Genomic DNA, 22,429 nt, shown 5'->3' with positions numbered 1-22,429 from the left:
CACAGAGTCCCCAGCGCAGCAGAACCTGTGGGAGCGGGCTTGCCCCGCGAAGAGGCCCGCACTGGCAACGAATCAACCCAAGCGCCTGTCCAACCCCTGAACCCATAGAAGACTCAGGAGGCCCAGATGCACCTCTGCTCCATCGATCAAGCCGTAGAGCAGGTGCTATCTCGCCTGCCGGCCCACATCCACATGGGCCTGCCACTGGGCCTTGGCAAACCCAATGCCTTCGTCAACGCGCTGTACGCCCGGGTTCGCGATCTGCCCGAGCGGCGCCTGACCCTCTACACAGCCTTGTCCCTGGGCCGCCCACCCTTGGGCGATGGCCTGCAACGGCGCTTCCTCGAACCCTTCATCGAACGCGTTTTCGCCGACTACGAAGAACTCACCTACCTCGCCGACCTGCGCAACGACACGCTGCCACCCAACATCCGCGTCGAGCAGTTCTTCATGCAGCCCGGCAGCCTTCTGCACAGTGATTCCGCCCAGCAGGCCTACGTCAGCAGCAACTACAGCCACGCCGCCCGCGACATCAACGCCAAGGGCCTCAACCTCATCGCCCAGCTGGTGGCCGCCACGCCGGAGAAGCCGGTGCACTTGAGCCTTTCCTGCAATCCCGACATCACCCTCGACCTACTGCCGATGATCGCCAAGCGCCGCGAAGCCGGCGAAACCATCCTCATGCTTGGCCAGGTGCACGCCGAGCTGCCCTACATGCCCGGCGACGCGGAGCTGGGCATGGAGGCATTCGACCTGCTGATCGATGAGGTCGAGCAACGCCGGCTGTTCTCCACGCCGAACATGCCGGTCACCACCCAGGACCACTGCATTGGCTTGCACGCCAGCACCCTGGTGCGCGATGGCGGCACGTTGCAGATCGGCATCGGCGCCATGGGCGATGCTGTGGCCGCCGCGTTGCTGGCGCGACAGGGCGACAATGCAGGCTATCGAGCCTTGATGAATGAGCTGGATGTCGGCCCTTGGCAGGCGCTGATCGAGCGCGAAGGAGGGCTAAATACCTTCGCTCAAGGGCTTTACGGCTGTAGCGAGATGTTCGTCAACGGCCTGTTGGCGCTGGTTGAAGCCGGCGTGGTGCGGCGCCCGGCCGACGAGCAGGGCGTGCTGGTGCATGGTGGATTCTTCCTCGGCCCAAGGGCGTTTTACCAGCGCTTGCGCGAAATGCCGCTGGAACAGCGCGCGCAGTTTGCGATGACCCGTATCAGCTATATCAACGAGCTGTATGGCCAGGAAGAACTGAAACGCCGCCAGCGCCGGGATGCTCGCTTCATCAACACGGTGTTCAGCATGACCCTGCTCGGCGCCGGCGTGGCCGACCAGCTTGAAGACGGCCGCGTGCTCAGTGGGGTAGGCGGGCAGTACAACTTCGTCGCCCAGGGCCATGCGCTGGAGGGCGGGCGCTCGATCCTGCTGCTGCGCAGCTGGCGTGAGGCGGGAGGCGACGTCAGCTCGAACCTGTTGTGGAGCTACGGCCATTGCACCATCCCTCGGCACCTGCGCGATATCGTCGTGACCGAGTACGGCATCGCCGACCTGCGCGGGCAGACCGACAGTGAAGTGATTGCACGGTTGCTGGCGATCAGTGATTCGCGGTTCCAGGCCGAGCTGATCGAGCAGGCTAAAAGGGCCGGCAAGTTGGCCAGGGACTTTGAACTGGATGCGCGGTTTACCGACAACACGCCGGAGCGGCTGGAGGCCATTCGAGGGCGGCATGCGCGGCTGTTCCCCGAGTATCCGCTGGGGACTGATTTCACGGCAGAGGAGCGGGACTTGCTGCGGGCGTTGAACTGGCTGAAGAGTAAGTTCCGTTTGAGCGAGGTGCTGGAGCTAGGTAAGGCCGCGCTGGATGCGCCGGGGCCGGAGGGGTATGAAGCGCATCTGGCGAGGATGCATCTGGATAAGCCGCATGGGCTGAAGGAAGAGCTTTATCAGCGGTTGCTGCTGGCGGGGTTGGCGGCAGCCAGATAGGGCAGTGTGAAGCCATTCGCGGGCAAGTCGGATCGCCGCACCGCCGCTCCCACAGGGACCGCGCAAGCTTGATGCCTGCGGTGAGCCTGTAGGAGCGGGCTTGCCCGCGAAGAAGACGACACGATCAATCGATGAAACTGACCACGCCACCTTCCAGCGACTTCACCCGAGCCAGCGATTCAACGCGGTAGCCTTGGCTGTCCAGCTCGGCACGGCCGCCCTGGAACGACTTCTCGATGACGATGCCCAGGCCGGCAACGGTAGCGCCGGCCTGCTTGATGATCGAAATCAGCGCCTGCGACGCCTTGCCGTTGGCCAGGAAGTCGTCGATCACCAGCACGCGGTCGCTGCTGTTGAGGTGGCGCGGCGAGATGGCCACGGTGTTCTCGGTCTGCTTGGTGAAGGAATACACCGAAGCGGTCAGCAGGTTCTCGGTCAGGGTCAGCGACTGGTGCTTGCGCGCGAAGATCACCGGCACGCCCAGCTTCAGGCCCGTCATCACCGCCGGGGCAATGCCCGAGGCTTCGATGGTGACGATCTTGGTTACGCCGGCATCGGCGTACAGGCGGGCGAACTCGTCACCGATCAGCTGCATCAGCGCAGGGTCGATCTGGTGGTTGAGAAACGCGTCGACTTTGAGAACTTGATCGGAAAGCACGATGCCTTCTTCGCGAATCTTCTGCTGCAGTGCTTCCACTGTGTATCTCCGATGTAGCAATGGTGGCCGCATAAAGCGGCAGAGTTAAAGAATAAGGGGTGATCAGCGTTTGAGCATTGCCCGAATATCGGCCAGTGCGTTGTTGCCGCGCGCGGCTTTGACCTCCACGGGCGCATCGTCCAGGCCTTCCCAGGCCAGGTCGTCCGGCGGCAGTTCGTCGAGGAACCGGCTGGGCGTGCAGTCGATGATTTCGCCGTATTGCTTGCGCTTGGCGGCAAAGGTGAAGGCCAGGGTCTGGCGCGCGCGGGTGATGCCCACGTAGGCCAGGCGGCGTTCTTCTTCGATGGTGTCGGCTTCGATGCTGGAGCGGTGGGGGAGGATTTCCTCCTCCATGCCCATGATGAACACGTAGGGGAATTCCAGGCCCTTGGAGGCATGCAGGGTCATCATCTGCACGCCCTCGGCGTTCTCTTCCTCTTCCTGTTGGCGTTCGAGCATGTCGCGTAACACCAGCTTGCCGATGGCGTCCTCGATGGTCATGTCACCCTCTTCGTCCTTCTCGAGGGTGTTCTTCAGCGCTTCGACCAAGAACCAGACGTTGCTGATGCGGAACTCCGCCGCCTTGTCGCTGGCAGTCTGCTGGCGGATCCAGTTCTCGTAGTCGATGTCGCGGATCATCTCGTGCAGCGCGGCGATCGGGTCTTCCAGGGCAACCTTGTGGCGCACCCCGTCGAGCCAGTGCTTGAAGCGCTGCAGACGCTCGGTGTATCGCGCGTCCAGGTGTTCGCCCAAGCCCAGCTCCTCGCTGGCGGCGTACATCGAGATGCCGCGCTCGGTCGAGTAGTTGCCAAGCTTTTCCAGGGTCGTGGAGCCGATTTCCCGGCGCGGGACGTTGATCACCCGCAGGTAGGCGTTGTCGTCGTCCGGGTTTACCAGCAGGCGCAGGTAGGCCATCAGGTCCTTGACTTCCTGGCGGCCGAAGAAACTGTTGCCGCCCGACAGGCGATACGGCACTTGGTGGTGCTGCAGCTTCAGCTCGATCAGCTTGGCCTGGTAGTTGCCGCGGTAGAGGATGGCGAAGTCGCTGTACGGGCGGTTGGTGCGCAGGTGCAGGGTGAGGATTTCCATGGCCACGCGTTCGGCTTCGGCTTCCTCGTTCTTGCAACGGATCACGCGGATCTCGTCGCCCACGCCCATTTCACTCCACAGCTGCTTCTCGAACGCGTGCGGGTTGTTGGCGATCAACACGTTGGCGCAGCGCAGGATGCGGCTGGTGGAGCGGTAATTCTGTTCGAGCATGACGATCTTCAGGGAGGGGTAGTCCTCCTTGAGCAGCATCAGGTTCTCCGGGCGCGCACCCCGCCAGGCGTAGATCGACTGGTCGTCGTCGCCCACCACGGTGAACTGGTTGCGCAGGCCGATGAGCATTTTCACCAGCAGGTATTGGCTGGCATTGGTGTCCTGGTATTCGTCCACCAGCAGGTAGCGCACGCGGTTCTGCCAGCGCTCGAGCACTTCGGGGTGCTCCTGGAACAGTTTGACCGGCTGCAGGATCAGGTCGTCGAAGTCCACCGCGTTGAACGCCTTGAGCGTGCGCTGGTAGTGGGTGTAGACGATGGCGGCGGTCTGCTCGCGCGGGTTGCGGGCTTTTTCCAGGGCTTCGGGGGGCAGGATCAGGTCGTTCTTCCAGGCACCGATCATGTTCTTGATCTCGTCGATGCCGTCGTCGCCTGAGTATTCCTTTTGCATGATGTCCGACAGCAGCGCCTTGATGTCGGACTCGTCGAAGATCGAGAAGCCTGGCTTGTAGCCGAGCTTGTCGTGCTCCTTGCGGATGATGTTCAGCCCCAGGTTGTGGAAGGTGCACACCGTCAGGCCTCGGCCTTCCCCCGGTCGCAGCAGGGTGCCGACCCGTTCCTTCATCTCGCGTGCGGCCTTGTTGGTGAAGGTCATCGCAACGATGTACTGGGCACGGATGCCGCAGTTCTGGATCAGGTGGGCAATCTTGCGCGTGATCACGCTGGTCTTGCCGGAGCCTGCACCGGCGAGCACCAAAAGAGGGCCGCCGACGTAGTCACGGGCTTCCTGTTGCCTGGGATTGAGTCGGGACATGCTAGAAACCGGGGGTCGCCAGAAAATAGCCGCGCATTCTAACAGGCATGCGGCAGTTGTGGCGCGACCGTCTGACGTCTGAGTCAGACTTTCTGCCTGCCGAATTACCATTAGTCAGGCTCATGTTATTCACGGAAAAAATCGTAATTGCCGGTTTCACGACTTTCGAGCAGGATGCACGTCAAAATGTGTCGGGACGCGCTGTGGGCAAGGATATGTCTAAAAGTGAAAATCATTTTCATTTATGCAGTAGCATACCCGACCTCCCTCGTGTCACCGCCCATGCTTTAAGGAGCCCGCTTGTCCACGCCTGTCGAACCTCTGCGTTTGCTGTTGTTGGCTGATGAGCCGGAATGGGCCGCCTTGCTGCGCGAGTGCCTGCTGCCGCTGGACGGCACGGCAGTTCTGCTGACCGCACCTAACTGGGCGGCGGTCGACACCTTGTTCAGCCATGACCGCCAGGCGGTGATATTGGCCACCCCTGATTTGCAACCGGCGCCGGGGCGCTGCGACTTGCCGGCCATCCTGCTGCTCGACCACGAGCCCGAGGCGCCACCCACCGGCGTCAGCGACTGGCTGGTGCGTGACCAACTCAACGCCGATGCCCTGCGCCGTTCGTTGCGCCACGTGCGCGAACGCGGCGTGCTGGTCGCGACCTTGCAGCGCCTGGCCGAACAGGACCCCCTGACCGGCATCGCCAACCGCCAGGGCTTCCAGGCCCTGCTGGCTGCACGCCTGGCTGAGAACGACGGACGCGGCGTGGCCCTCGGGCATCTGGACCTGGACAACTTCCGCCACGTCAACGATGCCCTCGGCCATCAGGGGGGCGACCGCCTGATCCTGCAAGTGGTGTCGCGCCTCAAGCAGCAACTGGAGGCCGGCGACCAGCTGGCGCGTCTAGGCAGCGACGAGTTCGCCCTGTTGATCGACACCCGCCGCGACACTGGCCGCGCCGAGTGGATCGCTGAACGCATTGTCGAAGCCCTGGCCGAACCTTACTGGATCGACGGCGAAAGCCTGTTGCTCGGCTGCAGCCTGGGCCTGGCCCACGCCCGCGCGCAAAGTGGCGCCGACCCGTTGATGTGGCATGCACACATCGCCATGCGCCAGGCCAAGAGCAGCCAGGGTTGCACCTTCCATGTGTTCAACGAGCGGATCAACCGCAACGCCCGCAGCCTGGCCGACCTCGAAGGCGAGCTGCGCCGCGCCCTGCGCCGCGACGAGCTGGAGCTGCACTACCAGCCACGGTTGAACCTGGCCGATGGCCGCATCGTCGGCCTGGAGGCGCTGGTGCGCTGGCGGCATGCCGAGCGCGGCCTGCTGCCACCGAGCGAATTCGTGCCGCTGGCCGAGCAGAGCGGTCTGATCGTGCCGCTGGGGTACTGGGTGATTTCCCGCGCCCTGCGCGACATGCAGGCCCTGCGCGAGAGCGGCCTGGCGCCGCTGCACATGGCGGTGAACCTGAGCTTTCGCCAGTTTCAGGACAGCCAGCTGCTGGCAACGCTCAGCCGCCTGATCATCGAGCACGGTGTCGATGCTCGCTGGCTGGAGTTCGAGTTGACCGAAACGGCAGTGATGCGTCGCAACGAGCTGGTCCGCCAGACCATGGATGCCCTGGGGCGTCTGGGCGTGCGCTTCTCGCTGGACGACTTCGGCACCGGTTTCTCTTCGTTCGTGCACCTGAACAGCCTGCCGATCACCCTGCTCAAGGTCGACCGCAGCTTCGTCGCCGAAATGGAGATGCGCGAGGAAAACCGCAAGCTGGTACACGCGATGATCAACCTGGCGCACAACCTCAATCTTGAGGTTGTGGCCGAAGGTGTCGAGAGCCACGAACAGATGGCTTTGTTGCGCGGGTTCGGCTGTGACCAGGTGCAGGGGTTCCTGGTCAGCAAGCCGCTGCCGGTGGAGGAATTAGTGGAGTATCTGCAGCAGGCGTCCGAGCGCAAGCTGGTGGAAGTCATCTAGGGCCTCTTCGCGGGGCAAGCCCGCTCCCACAGGTATCTCATTGTTCTTGAGTTCAGTGGAGCACCTGTGGGAGCGGGCTTGCCCGCGAAGAGGCCATGAAGTCAGGCCGAAGCAATGGCCACAACCCTGGCCTTCCCAAGCATCCGCTTCATCCGCCACTCAAAGGCAAGGGTCAGTGCCACCGAGGCACAGGCCAGCCCCAGCGCCAGCCCCCACCACACACCGACAGCGCCGACGCCCAGGGTGAAGGTCAGCAGCCAGGCGCTCGGCGCCCCGACCAGCCAGTAGCAGCAAAGGCCAATCAGGAAGGTGGTCTTGGCATCCTTCAGCCCGCGGATCGAGCCCATGGCAATGGTCTGCACGCCATCGAACAACTCGAACCAGGCCGCGACCATCAGCAAGCTCACCGCCAATTTGTAGATCCCCGCGAACGCCGGGTCATTGCCATCGATGAACAGGCCCACCAGCATTTCCGGACGCAGCCAGAACAGCGCGGCAAAGGCGAACATGAGCATCGCGCCAAAGCTCATGCCTACCCGCCCGGCACTGCGCGCCGCCAGCAGGTTGCCGGCGCCGTAATACAGCCCCACGCGCATGGTCACTGCATACGAAAGCCCGGTCGGCACCATGAATGCGGTCGAGACGATCTGCAGCGCGATCTGGTGTGCCGCCAGTTCGGTGCTGCCCAGTACGCCCATGCACAGCGCGGCAAAGGCGAACAGGCCGACCTCCACCATGTAGGTTCCACCGATGGGCAGCCCAAGCCGCCAAAGCTCGCGCAGGGCCGGCAGGGAAGGGCGCGACAGGCCCTTGCGCAGCGGGTAGGCGGTATAAGCCGGGTGCCAGCGGATGTACAGCGCCAGGGCGATGGCCATACCCATCGATACCACGGCGGTCACCATGCCGATACCCATCAGCCCCAGCTTGGGCAGGCCGAACATGCCTTCGATCAGCGCGACGTTGAACAGGTAGTTGAGCACCGTGCCGACCAGGCTGATGACCATCACCGGCGTCGAGCGGCCGAGGGCGCTGGTAAAGCCGCGCAGGGCCATGAAGGTCAGGTAGCCGGGTAACGCAAGCGGCAGCAAGGTGAGAAATTCCATGGCCGCGTCGACGTTTTCAGGTTGCTGACCGAACATCAGCAGGACCGGCTTCAGGTTCCACAGTGCCAGCGCCGCGACCAGCGCCAGTCCCCAGGCCAACCATAGGCCGTTCTGCGCCAGGCGCGTGGCGCCCTCGATGTCATTGGCACCCTTGCGGATCGCCACCAGCGTACCGACCGCTGCGATCACGCCCAGGCAGAAGATCGACACGAACGAATAGCTGGCCGCGCCCAGGCCGCCGCCGGCCAAGGCCTGCGGGCTGATGCGGGCCATCATCAGGGTGTCGGTGAGCACCATCAGCATGTGCGCCAACTGCGAGGCGATCAGCGGCCCGGCCAGGCGCAGCAAAGCCTTGAGTTCTGTGGTGGGCGCAACGTGCATGGATGTAGTCCTTTTGGCCTGACTCTGTGAGCGAGGGACGATTCTGAGGCTTTGGTCAACTTTGCACAAAAGGATAAAAACGATGGTTGGCATGAGTTGAACTCATGCCTATATGATTCTGAGCATTCCTTCTCCGCCCCGAATGCAGGTGCCTCATGTCCCGCCAGATGCCTCCGCTGTATGCGCTGCGCGCATTCGAAGCCGCCGCCCGGCTCAGCTCTTTCACCCGCGCCGGTCAGGAGCTGTCGATCACCCAGAGCGCGGTCAGCCGGCACATCCGCACCCTGGAGGAGCATTTTGCCTGCCGCCTGTTCATCCGCAGCGGCCGCAGCCTGCAGCTGACCGAGGCCGCACGGGTGCTGCTGCCCGGCGTGCGTGAAGGGTTCGCGGCGCTGGAGCGGGCGTGCGACACGTTGCGCGGCGAGGACGACATCCTGCGCATGAAGGCGCCGTCGACGCTGACCATGCGCTGGCTGCTGGCGCGCCTGAGCCAGTTCCGCCATCTGCAGCCGGGCAACGAAGTGCAACTGACCAGCGCCTGGATGGACGTCGATCATGTGGATTTCAACCAAGAGCCGTTCGACTGCGCGGTATTGCTCAGTGATGGCGTGTTCCCGCCGGACTGGGAGGTGCGGCGGCTGTTTGCCGAGTTGCTGATTCCGGTGGGTGCGCCGGACCTGCTCAAGGAAGGTCGCTGGGACGAACGCAGGCTGGCCGGCATCGAGTTGCTGCACCCTACTCCTGACAAGCGTGACTGGCGTGAATGGCTGGAACGAATGGGGTTGGCCGACAGTGTCTCGCTCAAGGGAGGGCAAGTGTTCGACACGCTGGAGCTGGGCATGATCGCCGCAGCCCGGGGCTACGGGATCTCCATGGGTGATCTGCTGATGGTCGCCGAGGATGTGGCTCATGGGCGCTTGAGCCTGCCGTGGCCGACCGCGGTGCCCAGTGGCATGGATTACTACCTGGTATGGCCGCGCACCCGGCCGGGGGGTGAGCGGTTGCGGCGCTTGAGTGTGTTCTTGCAGGAAGAGGCGGCGGCGGTGAATTTGCCGGATGTACAAATTTTGCCAGCTCTTTGATTGTCTTTGCCGGCCTCTTCGCGGGGCAAGCCCGCTCCCACAGTGGTCGGTGGTGCCTCGGTCATTGTGGGAGCGGGCTTGCCCCGCGACGAGGCCGGCAAAGAAAAACGCAAAGGTTTGCGAATATCCCGGCCCGACACTCAAGTATTCACCCGCGCCGCCGACTTACTTGCACCAGCGTCCCGGAAAGAGGGCGCGCATCTCCGTCGATAACCAGCAGGCGGTCAGCGTGATCAGGATGATCCCGGCCATTTGCCAGGAGCTTCTTTATGTCTCAACCGCGTGCCCGCATCGCCTCGCAGCTCGGTATCGCCCTCGCCGTCGTACTGGCGCTGGTGATCTCAGGCAGTACCCTGTTCGCCCTACGTTCCCTGGACGACGCCAACCTCGCCACCCGCCAGGCGCACCTGGCCAGCGAGGCGCGCCTGCTGGCCGACCAGCTGGACACCTTCCACGGTTCGCTCAAGGACAACACCCAGCGCCTCAGCGGCCTTTTCGAGCGCCGCTTTGCCTCGGGCCTGGCGCTGCATGCCGGTGAGACCGTACAGGTCGCAGGCCAGACCACCCCGGCGTTGTATCTGGGCGAACACCTGCTGAACAACGACTTCGCTGTGGTCGACGAATTCCAGCAGATGACGGCGGGCATCGCGACGCTGTTCGTGCGCAGCGGCGATGATTTCGTGCGGGTTACCACCAACCTGAAGAAGCAGGACGGTAGCCGCGCCATCGGCACCCAACTCGACCGTCAGCATCCGGCCTATGCCAAGCTGATGGCTGGGCAGACCTACGTCGGCCGGGCTGTGCTGTTCGAGCGCAATTACATGACCCGCTATGTACCGGTGAACGACGGCAATGGTCGGGTGATTGCCGTCCTGTTCGTGGGTTTCGACTACACCGACGCGCAGAACGCTCAGTTCAACAACCTCAAGCGCTTTCGTATCGGCGAAACCGGCTCGCTGGCCATTCGTGACGAGCAAGGCCAATGGCTAGTGCCGCCTGCCAACGCCGATCAGGATCTGTTCAGCGCCTCGGCACCTTTTGCTGAGGGGCCGTGGACCGTGGTCGCGAGCATGCCGAAGGCAGAAATCCGCGAGGTGACCTGGAGCGTCGGCCTGCGCCTGGCCATCGGCAGCCTGCTGGCCATGCTGCTGGCAGTGGCCGCCACGCTGTGGCTGCTGCGCCGCAAGCTGCGCCCGCTGGATGATTTGGTGCGTCAGGCCGAGGCGCTGGGCGCCGGCGACCTGAACGCACGCCTGGCGGTGACCAGCCATGACGAGATCGGCCAGCTGGCGCGCAGCTTCAACAAGATGGGCGAAGCCTTGGCGACCATGGTCGAGCACATCCGCGGCGCGTCCGAGCAGGTCAGTGGCCGCGCCCGCTCGCTGGCCGGCCTGTCGGCGGGTGCCTGTGAAGGCATGGACCAGCAGTCCGGCGAAATCACCAGCATGGCCGGTGCGGTGGAAGAGTTCAGCGCCACCTCGATGAACATCGCCGACAACATGGCCGGCACCGAGCGTATGGCCCGCGACAACGCCCAGCAGACGCGCATTGGCCGCTCGGCCATGGATGAAGCGTCCAGCTCGCTGCGCCAGATCGCCGAGGCCCTGGGCGGCACTGCGACGGTTATGGATACCCTGGGCGCGCGTTCCCAGGAAATCGGCGGCATCGTCGGAGTGATTACCGCGATTGCCGAGCAGACCAACCTGCTGGCGCTCAACGCAGCGATCGAAGCGGCCCGTGCCGGCGAGCAGGGCCGCGGCTTTGCCGTGGTCGCCGACGAGGTCCGTGGCCTGGCGGCGCGCACGCGTCAGGCGACCGATGAGATCTCCGGGATGATTGCCAGCATCCAGCAGCAGACTGGTCATGCCATCAGTACCCTGGAGCAGGGCAATCAGTTGATGCAGGAAGGCTTGCAGCGCAACGACAAGGTCGCCGATGCGCTGGCGCGCATCGATGAGCAGAGCCGCGCGGCAGGTGAGCAGTTCACCGTGATCAGCACCGCGACCCAGGAGCAGAGCAGCACCGCGACCGTGCTCAGCCGCAACCTGCAGAGCATTGCCCAGGCCAACAGCGAGCAGCGTGATGTGGCCAATGAACTGGCCTTCACCGCCCGGGAACTGGAAGGGTTGGCGGCGCAGTTGCGCCAGGAAGTGGATCGGTTTCGGGTGTAGATAAAGGTTGGTAGTACCGGCCTCTTCGCGGGCAAGCCCGCTCCCACAGGTACAGCATCGGCCGTGAGGTCAGCGCTCAGCCTGTGGGAGCGGGCTTGCCCGCGAAGAGGCCCAGAAACCTTAAATGGCCCCCAGATTCAACGCCTGCGCACACGCCTGCAACGACCGCCGCTCACTCTGCGCATACAACGCCAGCTCATCCTGCACCGGCAGCCCCAGCGCTGCCTCGAAGGCGTCGCGGTTGGCATTGCTGCCATAGTCGGCCTGGGCCTCATCGCCCAGGTTGGACTGGAAGATCCCCGCCGCGCTCACCGGCAAGAAGTCCTCATACACCAGCGCCTCGAAGTGCACATGGCCCGCGTCGATCAAGCCTTGCAAGGTGGTTGGACGATCAGCCTGCTCACGCGCGGCCAGGCCCTTCTCGGTGGCGAAATAGCGGAAATACGCCAGCCCCTGCTCACGCATCTGCACCAGATCATCAGGGAATTCAGCAAACTGCTCCTTCAGCAGCGCCCCGTATCGTTCGGCATTCGACTCCGCAGGCGCGCCACCCAATGCCGCACGGGTAGCGTCGAGCAAACGGTCATACAGTTGACGTCCCTTCAGCGTCAGCGCCGCGCCACGCTGCTCGATCTCGCCGAAACGGGCAGTATGGCTACCCTGGTGATCGTAGAATGCAACCGTCTCCTGCAGCGCTTTGAAACTGGTCTGGCGCAGCAGGATCGGGTGACGGCGGGTGGGCGGCCCTTCGACCACGGCTTTCGGCGGAATGCCTTTGGCCGGCATGCCCAGCTGAATCGCGTCGATGTCCAGGGTGCGCGGCGTCAGGTGGTTGATGTGCGGGCCCTTGAAGGCCACCACGTCGGCGATCAGGCGATGCTGGTCGTGCAGCTGCTGATACTGTTCGGCGCTGACCGTGGCGTCCTGGTGCCAGCGGAAGGTGTGCAGCGCTTCCTGCACGAAAGCTTCGGCGTTGGCCGCGTTCAGGCCACCCTCGCGCTCGCACTGCGCGATCAGTTCGAGAGCACGGGCGCTGAAGATCTTGCGCTTGGCCAGGATGCTCCGGGCCAGCTCGCGCAGGGCTGGATTGTCGATCAGCTCCAGGCGCAGTAGCGACGTGAACACGCGGAACGGGCTGATGTGCAGCGCCTGTTCGTGCACGGCGCGGAATGCGGTGGAGTGCACTGGCACGCCGGCCGAGCTGAGGTCGTAGTAGCCGACCGGCTGCATGCCCATGACGGCGAACAGCCGGGCGATGGTGGCCAGCTCTTCGGCCGTGCCGACGCGGATGGCGCCGTGGCGTTCCTGGTCCAGGCGCTCGACTTCACCGGTCCAGCGCAGAGCCTCGGCCACCTTGGGCTGCTGGGCCATGACCTGCTGGTTGATTTCGCTCACCAGCTCCAGCAGCGTGCCATACAGCGGCACTTCCTGTTTGTACATGAGCGACATGGCGGCAGAGAACTGCGCGCGAATGCTGTCGGGGCTGACGAAATCGTGGGCGGGCATCGCTAGCTTCCTGGTTAGGTTTGGACATTTACATGAAAGCTGGGAATGTACATCGGCTACAAGCGAAAAAAAGTAGGTGTGTCATTCCTTTTTTGATCGACCTTCAGGGCCTCTTCGCGGGGCATGCCCGCTACAACAATCCTCTGTGGGAGCGGGCTTGCCCCGCGAAGAGGCCCTCACGCCTAGAGCTGCTCCCGAATCCACTCCACCAAAGCCCGCACCTTCGGCACCTCCGCCGCGTGCTCGGCATACGCAAGGTAATGCTTCCCGGCACTCGGCATCGCATGGTCCCAAGCAATTACCAAGCTACCCTCGGCTAGTTCCCTGGCCACCAGATAACGCGGCACCAAGGCCACCCCACAACCCGCTTCGGCTGCACTCAGTGCCATGTAGAAGGTATCGAAACGCGGCCCGTGGTAGGCGTTGACGCTGTTCAATCCCAGTTCCAGGAACCACTCGTGCCAGGCCTCCGGGCGCGAGGTGCTCTGCAGCAGCACCAGCTCGGCCAACTCTGCGGCTCCGCTCAGTTCGCGCCCCGCCAGCAGCTCCGGCGCACACACCGGCAGCACTTCTTCGCCGAACAACTCGATGCAGGTCGCCCCCGGCCAGGTGCCTTGCCCATAGAAGAACACCACGTCCGCCGAGCCTTGTAGCAAGGCGAACGGCTCCATCTCGTTGCGGATGTCCAGGTGGATGTTGCTGTGGCGCTTGCCGAAGCCCTTGAGGTGCGGAATCAGCCAGCGCACGCCAAAACTCGGTTGAGTGGCTACCTTCAATATCTCGGTCTGTTCGCCGTAGGTCAGCACATAGCGGCTGGACATGTCGACCTGAGTGAGGATCTTGTTGACCTCGGCCAGGTACAGGCTGCCCGCGGGTGTCAGCTGCAGGCGCCGGCGGATGCGCAGGAACAGGTGGTGGCGCAGCATTTCTTCGAGCTGCGCCACCTGTTTGCTGACCGCGCTCTGGGTCAGGTGCAGCTCTTCGGCGGCGCGGGTGAAGCTCAAGTGGCGGGCTGCAGCCTCGAAACACTGCAGGGCGGTCATGGAAGGCACCAGGCGTTTGGACATAGGTTTCTCTGCGGCTCAAATCATTACCTGACGGAATGATATGCGGAATAAAGGTCGTTTGTTGCACCGATGTGATCGGATTAATACTGATCCCCATCATTTTTCCAACCCATCACCCGATGTAGGAGATGCACAAATGGTTGCTGGATTGCTCGAACGCCTTGGCGTTGCCGCCACGGCTTACACTCAGGGCGACTACCCTGTTCACACGCCGATCGACGGCAGCCAGATCGCCACGGTGAAATTGCTCGGCAAGGCCGAGACCACCGCTATCATCGATCAGGCGCACAGCGCTTTCGAAGCCTGGCGCAGCGTGCCGGCCCCGCGCCGTGGCGAGTTGGTGCGCCTTTTCGGCGAAGTGCTGCGTGAGCACAAGGCCGACCTCGGCGAGCTGGTGTCGATCGAAGCCGGCAAGATCACCCAGGAAGGCCTGGGCGAAGTGCAAGAAATGATCGACATCTGCGATTTCGCCGTGGGCCTGTCGCGCCAGCTGTACGGCCTGACCATCGCCTCTGAACGCCCGGGCCACCACATGCGCGAGTCCTGGCACCCGTTGGGCGTGGTCGGGGTGATCAGCGCCTTCAACTTCCCGGTCGCTGTGTGGGCCTGGAACACCGCGCTAGCGCTGGTGGCCGGCAACGCGGTGGTGTGGAAACCGTCCGAGAAAACCCCGCTGACCGCCCTGGCCTGCCAGGCACTGTTCGAAAAAGCCCTGAAAGCCTTCGCTGACGCCCCAGCTGGTCTGGCGCAACTGGTCATCGGTGGCCGCGAAGCGGGCGAAGCCCTGGTCGACGACCCGCGCGTGCCGCTGGTCAGCGCCACTGGCAGCACCCGCATGGGCCGTGAAGTTGGCCCGCGCGTGGCGGCCCGCTTTGGCCGCAGCATTCTGGAGCTGGGCGGCAACAACGCCATGATCCTGGCCCCAAGCGCCGATCTGGACCTTGCCGTGCGCGGCATCCTGTTCTCCGCCGTCGGCACCGCCGGCCAGCGCTGCACCACCCTGCGCCGCCTGATCGTGCACCGTTCGATCAAGGACGACGTGGTTGCCCGTGTCAAAGCCGCTTACGGCAAAGTGCGCATCGGCGACCCGCGCAAAGACAACCTGGTCGGCCCGCTGATCGACAAGCTGTCGTTCGACGCCATGCAGGGCGCGCTGGCCAAGGCCCGCGACGAAGGTGGCGAAGTATTCGGTGGCGAGCGTCAGTTGGCCGCCCAGTACCCGAACGCCTACTACGTTTCCCCCGCCATCGCCGAGATGCCCGCGCAGAGCGACGTGGTGCGCCACGAAACCTTCGCGCCGATCCTCTACGTGCTGGCCTATGACGACTTCGAAGAGGCCCTGCGCCTGAACAACGAAGTGCCACAGGGCCTGTCGTCGTGCATCTTCACCACCGACATTCGTGAGGCCGAGCGCTTCCAGAGCGCCTCGGGCAGCGACTGCGGCATCGCCAACGTCAACATCGGTACCAGCGGTGCCGAGATCGGCGGTGCGTTTGGTGGCGAGAAGGAAACCGGCGGTGGGCGTGAGTCCGGTTCGGATGCCTGGAAAGGCTACATGCGTCGCCAGACCAACACCGTCAACTACTCGCGCGAGCTGCCGCTGGCGCAGGGTATCGTGTTTGATTGATGCTGTATGGCCGGGGGCATAGCCCCCGGTTCGCGGGCAAGCCCGCTCCCACAATGATCGGTGTTGGCAGGATCATTGTGGGAGCGGGCTTGCCCCGCGAAAGGGCCGCACAGCGCGCGCCCAACAAGAACAATACGGTTGGAGCCGGGCCATGTCCGAACTGCGTCAACAATGCTTGTGGGAACACGTCAGCCAACCGACCGTCGCCGCCCAGGCCCTGGTCGGCGAGCACACGGCCGATGTCTGCGTCATCGGCGGCGGCATTACCGGCCTGTCGGCGGCCATTCACCTGCTCGAACAGGGCAAGTCGGTGATCCTGCTGGAGGCCTGGAAGATTGGCCACGGCGGCTCCGGACGCAACGTCGGCCTGGTCAACGCCGGCACCTGGATTCGCCCCGACGATGTCGAGGCGACCCTGGGCCAGAAACAGGGCAGCCGCCTGAACAAGGTGCTCGGCGAGGCCCCTGGCGAGGTGTTCGCCATGATCGAGCGCCTCGGCATCGACTGCCAGGCGCAGCACAAAGGCACTCTGCACATGGCGCACAACGCCACCGGCATCGCCGACCTCGAAGCACGCCATGGGCAGTGGAGCCGGCGCGGCGCCGATGTCGAGCTGCTGACCGGCGCCCAGTGCCAGGAATACTGCGGGACCGACAAGATTTCCGCCGCGTTGCTCGACCGCCGCGCCGGCACCATCAACCCCATGGCCTACACCCAAGGACTGGCCGCAGCGGTTGCGCGCCTGGGCGGCAAGCTGTTCCAGCAATCGGCCGTCGAGGGCCTGGAGCGCGACGGCGACGCCTGGTGGGTCAAGACTGCGAGCGGTTCTGTGTGTGCCGACAAGGTGGTGATCTCCACCGGTGCTTACACCGAAGGCGATTGGAGCAACCTGCAGAAACAGTTCTTCCGCGGTTACTACTACCAAGTGGCCTCTAAACCGCTGTACGGCGCTGCGGCTGATAAGGTTTTGCCCCACGGCCAGGGTTCATGGGACACCCGCACCGTGCTCAGCAGCATCCGCCGCGACGATCAGGGCCGCCTGCTGCTCGGCAGCCTTGGCCGGGTCGACAACAAGCCGGCGTGGTTCGTGCGCAGCTGGGCTGATCGCATCCAGAGCCATTACTACCCGGAATTGGGTAAGGTCGAGTGGGAGATGCACTGGACGGGTTGCATCGATTTTACGCCTGACCACCTGATGCGCCTGTTTGAGCCGGCGCCTGGGTTGGTTGCGGTTACCGGCTACAACGGGCGGGGGAATACCACTGGGACCGTGATCGGCCGGGCGTTTGCCGAATTCTTGCTCAAGGGTGAGGCGGACAGCTTGCCGATTCCGTTCTCGGCGATGACCGGGGTGAGTGCGCCGTCGTTGCGCACGGCGTTCTACGAGTCAGGGTTCTCGCTGTATCACGCGGGGCAATGCTTGAGAGTTGTGCTGTAACTGCCGGCCTCTTCGCGGGCAAGCCCGCTCCCACAGGATCTCCACAGCATTCAGCAACTGTGGGGTACCTGTGGGAGCGGGCTTGCCCGCGAAGAGGCCAGGACAGGCAATGGATTACTTGTGCAACCAGCTAAGAAACCCACCTTTCTTGATCAGTGTCGGCTTCTGCAACAACAACGACTCCCGACTCTGGCGCCTGAACCGCTGCAGCTTGGTCAATGCCGTCTGCACCTCACCCCGCTGCACCAGGCAGCTCTTCACCTGCTCCTTGTCGATGCGGTAAAGCACGCAGCTGGTCAACGTGCGGAACTCGGCAAACGAGTCATCTTCATCGATGATGCCCTCGATCCCCAGCACTTCCCCCGGCCCCATGCGCCCGGCCTCCAGCAATTTGTCGCCATCGCGCACCGACGCCGAAATCACGCCGCTGCCAATCACCAACAGATGATCGGAATGCTCGCCCACGCCAAGTATCACCTGGTCGGCCAGGTACTCCACGGCGGTCATGCGTTGGCTCAGAGCATCGCGCTCTTCGTCATTCAACGAACGGAACACCCGCACCTCGTCCAGCACCTCACGCTGGCGACTGCGCGGCGCCATGGCCAGGTCCACGTTCCACATCACCCCGCTGGCCTCAAGGTGCCGGTGGGCCAGGTCGAAAAGCTGATTGCGCACTTCGGTCTTGCGCGCCACGTCGGCGATAAATCCGCTGGCTTCGTATTCCACCGACTCCAGCGTCGAGGTTTTCACCGACACCTTGGGGGCGGGCGCAAGTAGCAGGGCGCTGGTGCCTTGCAAGGCCTTTTCCAGCGCGTCGAAGACTTTTCTCGGGCGTACCTTGGCGGGCACCACCACGCTGATCGAGACGCCATGCCGGTCGGCCGGTCGGCTGTGGTTGAGCAGCTTGGCTTTGGCCGCCACCGAATTGGGGATCACCGCCAGGCTGCCGGTGCCGGTGATCATCCGCGTGGCGCGCCAGTCGATATCGACCACCTTGCCTTCGGTGCCATCGATGGAGATCGAATCGCCGATCTGATAAGGCCGGGTGGTGTTCAGCACGATGCCGCTGAACACGTCGGCCAGGGTGCTTTGCAAGGCCAGGCCGATGACGATCGCCATGACTCCGGAGGTGGCCAGCAAACCCTTGACCGGCAGCTGCAATATATAACCTGCCGCGGCCACCACGGCGGCCAGAAAGATCAGCGCTCCCAGCACATCCTGCAGTAACCGCCCGCCATGGCTGCCACGCGCCACCAGCAGCAGTCCGAACACCACCGTCACCGTGCGCGCTCCGAACAGCCACCAGCCAATCGCCAGCACGGTCGCCATCAGGTTGCGCGACACATCGTCGACCCAGGGTGGCGGTTGCAGCGGGCTCATCCCGGCGGCCACCAGCACCCAGCTGAACAGCAGGAAGATCGCCAGCCGAGCGCCGATGCGCCAGGCGCGGCGCTGGATGGGGATCAGTTGCCAGAGGATGAGGTCGAGCAGGATCAGGGTGCAGCCGAGCAACAACGGGGACGACTGGATGAACGCCAGCATGATGGTCTCGGGAGTGAGGGGAGGCTGTGGGTAGTAATAGAGCAGGTTGGGCAGGCAAGCAATGGGTGCCTGAACTGGCCTCTTCGCGGCTAAAGCCGCTCCCACAGATAACGACACAGATACTGACGCCTGTGCATTCCCCGTGGGAGCGGCTTCAGCCGCGAAAGGGCCGGCACAGACTCACAAAAACCATCGTTCCTAAAACAGAACGCTAAAGCCAAAAACCACTATCTACCGCTCCAAAGGCATTGGTTTTAATCTTCTCCCATCAACGCGAAACACCCAACTTACTCAAAATCAAAACCCTTAGGAGCTACCCCATGAACAACTTCAAATACAACCGCCTGAACAAAGATGACGCCGCCGTTCTGCTGGTCGACCACCAGGCTGGCCTGCTGTCCCTGGTCCGCGACATCGAGCCGGACGCGTTCAAGAACAACGTGCTGGCCCTGGCTGACCTGGCCAAGTTCTTCAACCTGCCGACCATCCTCACCACCAGCTTCGAACAAGGCCCCAACGGCCCGCTGGTACCGGAACTGAAAGCCCTGTTCCCGGACGCCCCCTACATCGCTCGCCCTGGCCAGATCAACGCGTGGGACAACGAAGACTTCGTCAAGGCGGTGAAAGCCACCGGCAAAAAGCAGCTGATCATTGCTGGCGTAGTGACTGAAGTCTGTGTCGCCTTCCCGGCCCTGGCTGCCCTGGAAGAAGAGTTCGACGTGTTCGTGGTGACCGACGCTTCCGGCACGTTCAACGCCATGACCCGCGATGCCGCCCACGACCGCATGAGCCAGGCCGGCGCGCAACTGATGACCTGGTTCGGCGTCGCCTGTGAGCTGCACCGCGACTGGCGCAACGACGTTGAAGGCCTGGCCGCGCTGTGCTCCAACCACATCCCGGACTACCGCAACCTGATGACCAGCTACAACGCCTTCAACGCCAGCAAGTAAGCCGAGCCCGGGGCACCGCCAGTCGGTGCCCGCCCAGGGCAGCACACCCATCCAATCCTCAGCCCGTCCGCCGTTGCACAGTGGATGCGGGCAAGCTCATCCCAAGGAACGCCGATGAACACCGCACTCCAAGACAACCGCAACGTGGTGACGCTGGTCATTCAGCACAAGGTCCGCGCCGAGTCGCTGGCCGTCTATGAAGCCTGGCTCAAGCGTACGGTCAGCACTGCGCGGCGCCAGCCGGGGCACCTCGACGTCAACGTCATCCGCCCCGACGACGGCGGGCTGCATTTCACCACCGTGGTGCGCTTCGCCGACGCCAGCCTGCTGCAGGCCTGGGTCAACTCCAGTGAGCGGCAAGCGCTGGTCAACGAAGTGCTGCCCCTGCTGAACGGCGGCGATAACACCCAGGTGCACGAAGACCCGGAGTTCTGGTTCACCCCTCCGAATACCAGTGCCCCGCAGCCGCCGCGCTGGAAGCAGGCACTGCTGACCTACCTGGTGATCTGCCCGATGACCATGATCATTCCGCAACTGCTGGCGCCGTTCTTCGGTCGCTTCCCGCAGTTGGGCGGGGTGATTACCAGTAACCTGATCGTCAACCTGTTCGTCATCCTGCCCGTGGTGTTCTTCATCATGCCGTGGGTCACCCGCCGCTGCGCCGACTGGCTGCGTGGCTGAGCCGAGACGGGCTGCACAAAATCTGATCAAGGCTAACCTTCACCCACCGCACATCCATGCAATCCCTGACCAGGCTGGAACCGGCATGCTCCGCAGTTGCGCCTGCCGCCTCACATAGACGGAGAAGACCATGTCCCAGGACCCCAACGACAACAGCCGTCGCCAGTTCCTCGCCAAGAGCACCGTGCTCGGTGCCGCCGGCGCGCTCTGGTCCGCATTGCCCTTCACCGGCTCCGCCGGTTCCGCCCACGCATCCATCCAAGGAGGTTCCATGACCGCCGACCTGATTCTGTTCAACGGCAAGCTGCACACGGTCGACCGTGAAAACCCCACGGCCACCGCCGTCGCCATCAAGGACGGCCGCTTCATCGCCGTGGGCAACGACGCCGAGGCCATGGCCCACAAGGGCGCTGCCACGCAGATCATCGACCTCAAGCAGCGCACGGTGATCCCGGGCCTCAACGACTCGCACCTGCACCTGATCCGCGGCGGCCTGAACTACAACCTGGAGCTGCGCTGGGAAGGCGTGCCGTCGGTGGCCGATGCCCTGCGCATGCTCAAGGACCAGGCCGCACGCACGCCAACCCCGCAGTGGGTGCGTGTGGTCGGTGGCTGGAACGAATTCCAGTTCGCCGAAAAACGCATGCCGACCCTGGACGAAATCAACCAGGCCGCGCCCGACACCCCGGTGTTCCTGCTGCACCTGTACGACCGCGCACTGCTCAACCGCGCCGCACTCAAAGCCGTGGGCTACGACAAGGCCACGCCGAACCCGCCGGGTGGCGAAATTCAGCGCGACAAGTTCGGCAACCCGACCGGTATGCTGATCGCCCGCCCCAATGCGATGATCCTCTACGCCACCTTGGCCAAAGGGCCGAAGCTGCCGCTGGAATACCAAGTCAACTCGACCCGCCAGTTCATGCGCGAGCTCAATCGCCTGGGCCTGACCAGCGCCATCGATGCCGGCGGTGGCTACCAGAACTTCCCGGACGACTATTCGGTGATCCAGGAGCTGGCCGACAACAACCAGCTGACCGTGCGCATCGCCTACAACCTGTTCACCCAGAAGCCCAAGGAAGAGCTGGACGACTTCAAGAAGTGGACCTCCAGCGTCAAGCTGCACAGCGGTACCGACTTCCTGCGCCATAACGGCGCCGGCGAGATGCTGGTGTTCTCCGCCGCCGACTTCGAGGACTTCCTCGAACCGCGCCCGGACCTGCCGCAAACCATGGAAGAAGAACTGGAACCGGTGGTCCGTCACCTGGTCGAGCAGCGCTGGCCGTTCCGCCTGCACGCTACCTACAACGAATCGATCACGCGCATGCTCGACGTGTTCGAGAAGGTCAACCGCGACATCCCGTTCAATGGCCTGCCGTGGTTCTTCGACCATGCCGAGACCATCACCCCGCAGAACATCGAGCGCGTTCGCGCCTTGGGCGGCGGTATCGCCATCCAGGACCGCATGGCCTTCCAGGGTGAGTACTTCGTCGACCGCTACGGCGCCAAGGCCGCCGAACAGACGCCGCCGATCAAGCGCATGCTTGAGATGGGCGTGCCGGTGGGTGCCGGCACCGACGCTACCCGCGTTTCCAGCTACAACCCCTGGACTTCGCTGTACTGGCTGGTCAGCGGCAAGACCGTAGGGGGTATGGAGCTGTACCCGCAAGGTCTGGACCGCGACACCGCGCTGCAGCTGTTCACCCAGGGCAGTGCCTGGTTCTCCAGCGAGCAGGGTAAGAAAGGCCAGCTCAAGGTAGGCCAGCTGGCGGACCTGGCGGCGCTGTCGCTGGACTTCTTCAGCGTTGATGAAGAAGCGATCAAGGGCATCGAGTCGGTGCTGACCATCGTCGATGGCAAGGTGGTGTACGGCGCTGGCGAGTTCGACCGGCTTGGCCCACCGCAGGTGCCGGTGCTGCCGGAATGGTCGCCGGTGGCCAAGGTGCCTGGGCACTGGCGTGTGGGTACGCCATCGCTGGCGGCGGCGGTGCACGTGTGCAGCGGGCCGTGTGGCGTGCATGCACACAGTCATGACACGGCCCGCAAGTCGAGCGTGCCGGTGAATGACTACCAGGGTTTCTGGGGCGCACTGGGTTGTTCGTGTTTCGCGTTCTAAGCTGAAATGAAGAAGGGGCCAGTGAATGGCCCCTTTTTTGTGCA

15 protein-coding genes and 1 pseudogene are annotated in these 22,429 nt (G+C 63.8%); 10 read left to right on the top strand and 6 right to left on the bottom strand.

The window, feature by feature from the left end; all coding sequences use genetic code 11:
- Positions 1-126: 126 nt before the first annotated feature.
- The gene (locus tag ACZ6YA_RS03930; protein ID WP_465895613.1) at positions 127-1,986 is read left to right on the top strand and encodes an acetyl-CoA hydrolase/transferase C-terminal domain-containing protein; all 1,860 of its coding nucleotides are present in this window, start codon (positions 127-129) and stop codon (positions 1,984-1,986) included.
- Between the two features lie 124 nt (positions 1,987-2,110).
- Here ACZ6YA_RS03930 and ACZ6YA_RS03925 read toward each other — a convergent pair whose 3' ends face one another.
- Positions 2,111-2,683 carry a xanthine phosphoribosyltransferase gene (locus tag ACZ6YA_RS03925; RefSeq protein WP_465895611.1) on the bottom strand — a complete coding sequence of 191 codons (573 nt, stop codon included), beginning with the start codon at positions 2,681-2,683 and terminating at the stop codon, positions 2,111-2,113.
- 63 nt (positions 2,684-2,746) lie between these two features.
- Positions 2,747-4,756, bottom strand: a complete 2,010-nt coding sequence (gene rep / locus ACZ6YA_RS03920; RefSeq protein ID WP_465895609.1) for a DNA helicase Rep — start codon at positions 4,754-4,756, stop codon at positions 2,747-2,749.
- A gap of 300 nt (positions 4,757-5,056) precedes the next feature.
- Here rep and ACZ6YA_RS03915 point away from each other — a divergent pair, with 300 nt between their 5' ends.
- Positions 5,057-6,724, top strand: coding sequence for a putative bifunctional diguanylate cyclase/phosphodiesterase (locus ACZ6YA_RS03915; protein WP_465895605.1), 1,668 nt, complete (start codon positions 5,057-5,059; stop codon positions 6,722-6,724).
- A 101-nt stretch (positions 6,725-6,825) separates the two neighbouring features.
- On the opposite strand, the gene ACZ6YA_RS03910 is transcribed toward ACZ6YA_RS03915, so the two are convergent.
- Positions 6,826-8,208, bottom strand: a complete 1,383-nt coding sequence (locus tag ACZ6YA_RS03910) for a NorM family multidrug efflux MATE transporter (RefSeq protein ID WP_465895601.1) — start codon at positions 8,206-8,208, stop codon at positions 6,826-6,828.
- A gap of 155 nt (positions 8,209-8,363) precedes the next feature.
- On the opposite strand from ACZ6YA_RS03910, the gene ACZ6YA_RS03905 reads away from it, so the two are divergent.
- The 3 genes and pseudogenes from ACZ6YA_RS03905 (at position 8,364) to ACZ6YA_RS03895 (ending at position 11,461) form a co-directional block, all read left to right on the top strand.
- The gene (locus ACZ6YA_RS03905; RefSeq protein ID WP_465895598.1) at positions 8,364-9,290 is read left to right on the top strand and encodes a LysR substrate-binding domain-containing protein; all 927 of its coding nucleotides are present in this window, start codon (positions 8,364-8,366) and stop codon (positions 9,288-9,290) included.
- A 269-nt stretch (positions 9,291-9,559) separates the two neighbouring features.
- Positions 9,560-10,600 (top strand): annotated as a pseudogene (locus tag ACZ6YA_RS03900) (Cache 3/Cache 2 fusion domain-containing protein); the annotation flags it as partial.
- Complete coding sequence (locus tag ACZ6YA_RS03895; protein ID WP_465895930.1) at positions 10,598-11,461, top strand: methyl-accepting chemotaxis protein; 864 nt, start codon at positions 10,598-10,600, stop codon at positions 11,459-11,461. The pseudogene ACZ6YA_RS03900 and the gene ACZ6YA_RS03895, both read left to right, overlap by 3 nt.
- Positions 11,462-11,581: 120 nt before the next feature.
- Here ACZ6YA_RS03895 and hglS read toward each other — a convergent pair whose 3' ends face one another.
- Positions 11,582-12,967 carry a 2-oxoadipate dioxygenase/decarboxylase HglS gene (hglS, locus tag ACZ6YA_RS03890; protein ID WP_465895596.1) on the bottom strand — a complete coding sequence of 462 codons (1,386 nt, stop codon included), beginning with the start codon at positions 12,965-12,967 and terminating at the stop codon, positions 11,582-11,584.
- A gap of 182 nt (positions 12,968-13,149) precedes the next feature.
- The gene (locus tag ACZ6YA_RS03885; RefSeq protein WP_465895593.1) at positions 13,150-14,034 is read right to left on the bottom strand and encodes a LysR family transcriptional regulator; all 885 of its coding nucleotides are present in this window, start codon (positions 14,032-14,034) and stop codon (positions 13,150-13,152) included.
- 136 nt (positions 14,035-14,170) lie between these two features.
- Here ACZ6YA_RS03885 and amaB point away from each other — a divergent pair, with 136 nt between their 5' ends.
- A complete protein-coding gene (gene amaB, locus ACZ6YA_RS03880) occupies positions 14,171-15,661 on the top strand; it encodes an L-piperidine-6-carboxylate dehydrogenase (protein WP_465895591.1) in 1,491 nt (496 codons plus the stop codon).
- A 151-nt stretch (positions 15,662-15,812) separates the two neighbouring features.
- On the top strand, positions 15,813-17,099 hold the full coding sequence (gene amaA, locus ACZ6YA_RS03875; protein ID WP_465895589.1) for an L-pipecolate oxidase: 1,287 nt from the start codon (positions 15,813-15,815) through the stop codon (positions 17,097-17,099).
- Between the two features lie 114 nt (positions 17,100-17,213).
- Here the strand turns inward: amaA and ACZ6YA_RS03870 are convergent, their stop codons facing one another.
- Positions 17,214-18,641, bottom strand: coding sequence for a mechanosensitive ion channel domain-containing protein (locus tag ACZ6YA_RS03870; protein WP_465895587.1), 1,428 nt, complete (start codon positions 18,639-18,641; stop codon positions 17,214-17,216).
- Positions 18,642-18,961: 320 nt separating this feature from the next.
- Here ACZ6YA_RS03870 and ycaC point away from each other — a divergent pair, with 320 nt between their 5' ends.
- From ycaC to ACZ6YA_RS03855, 3 genes are all read left to right on the top strand, one after another.
- A complete protein-coding gene (gene ycaC, locus ACZ6YA_RS03865; protein WP_465895585.1) occupies positions 18,962-19,591 on the top strand; it encodes an isochorismate family cysteine hydrolase YcaC in 630 nt (209 codons plus the stop codon).
- A gap of 114 nt (positions 19,592-19,705) precedes the next feature.
- Complete coding sequence (locus ACZ6YA_RS03860) at positions 19,706-20,272, top strand: antibiotic biosynthesis monooxygenase (RefSeq protein WP_465895583.1); 567 nt, start codon at positions 19,706-19,708, stop codon at positions 20,270-20,272.
- 130 nt (positions 20,273-20,402) lie between these two features.
- Positions 20,403-22,385: an amidohydrolase gene (locus ACZ6YA_RS03855; protein ID WP_465895580.1), complete on the top strand. Its 1,983-nt coding sequence runs from the start codon at positions 20,403-20,405 to the stop codon at positions 22,383-22,385.
- Positions 22,386-22,429: the final 44 nt, after the last annotated feature.

This window comes from Pseudomonas sp. NPDC090752 (assembly GCF_055584805.1).
Note: the sequence above shows the minus strand (reverse complement) of the source record. Positions and strands in the feature narration are given on the sequence as shown.

What these genes read in the sequence shown, in the direction of transcription:
- ACZ6YA_RS03905 (WP_465895598.1), top strand. Translation starts at nt 8,364, where the DNA reads ATGTCCCGCCAGATGCCTCCGCTGTATGCGCTGCGCGCATTCGAAGCC.
- hglS (WP_465895596.1), bottom strand. Translation starts at nt 12,967, where the DNA reads ATGCCCGCCCACGATTTCGTCAGCCCCGACAGCATTCGCGCGCAGTTC.
- ACZ6YA_RS03895 (WP_465895930.1), top strand. Translation starts at nt 10,598, where the DNA reads ATGGGCGAAGCCTTGGCGACCATGGTCGAGCACATCCGCGGCGCGTCC.
- ACZ6YA_RS03930 (WP_465895613.1), top strand. Translation starts at nt 127, where the DNA reads ATGCACCTCTGCTCCATCGATCAAGCCGTAGAGCAGGTGCTATCTCGC.
- amaB (WP_465895591.1), top strand. Translation starts at nt 14,171, where the DNA reads ATGGTTGCTGGATTGCTCGAACGCCTTGGCGTTGCCGCCACGGCTTAC.
- ACZ6YA_RS03910 (WP_465895601.1), bottom strand. Translation starts at nt 8,208, where the DNA reads ATGCACGTTGCGCCCACCACAGAACTCAAGGCTTTGCTGCGCCTGGCC.
- ACZ6YA_RS03860 (WP_465895583.1), top strand. Translation starts at nt 19,706, where the DNA reads ATGAACACCGCACTCCAAGACAACCGCAACGTGGTGACGCTGGTCATT.
- ACZ6YA_RS03885 (WP_465895593.1), bottom strand. Translation starts at nt 14,034, where the DNA reads ATGTCCAAACGCCTGGTGCCTTCCATGACCGCCCTGCAGTGTTTCGAG.
- ACZ6YA_RS03870 (WP_465895587.1), bottom strand. Translation starts at nt 18,641, where the DNA reads ATGCTGGCGTTCATCCAGTCGTCCCCGTTGTTGCTCGGCTGCACCCTG.
- ACZ6YA_RS03855 (WP_465895580.1), top strand. Translation starts at nt 20,403, where the DNA reads ATGTCCCAGGACCCCAACGACAACAGCCGTCGCCAGTTCCTCGCCAAG.
- rep (WP_465895609.1), bottom strand. Translation starts at nt 4,756, where the DNA reads ATGTCCCGACTCAATCCCAGGCAACAGGAAGCCCGTGACTACGTCGGC.
- amaA (WP_465895589.1), top strand. Translation starts at nt 15,813, where the DNA reads ATGTCCGAACTGCGTCAACAATGCTTGTGGGAACACGTCAGCCAACCG.
- ycaC (WP_465895585.1), top strand. Translation starts at nt 18,962, where the DNA reads ATGAACAACTTCAAATACAACCGCCTGAACAAAGATGACGCCGCCGTT.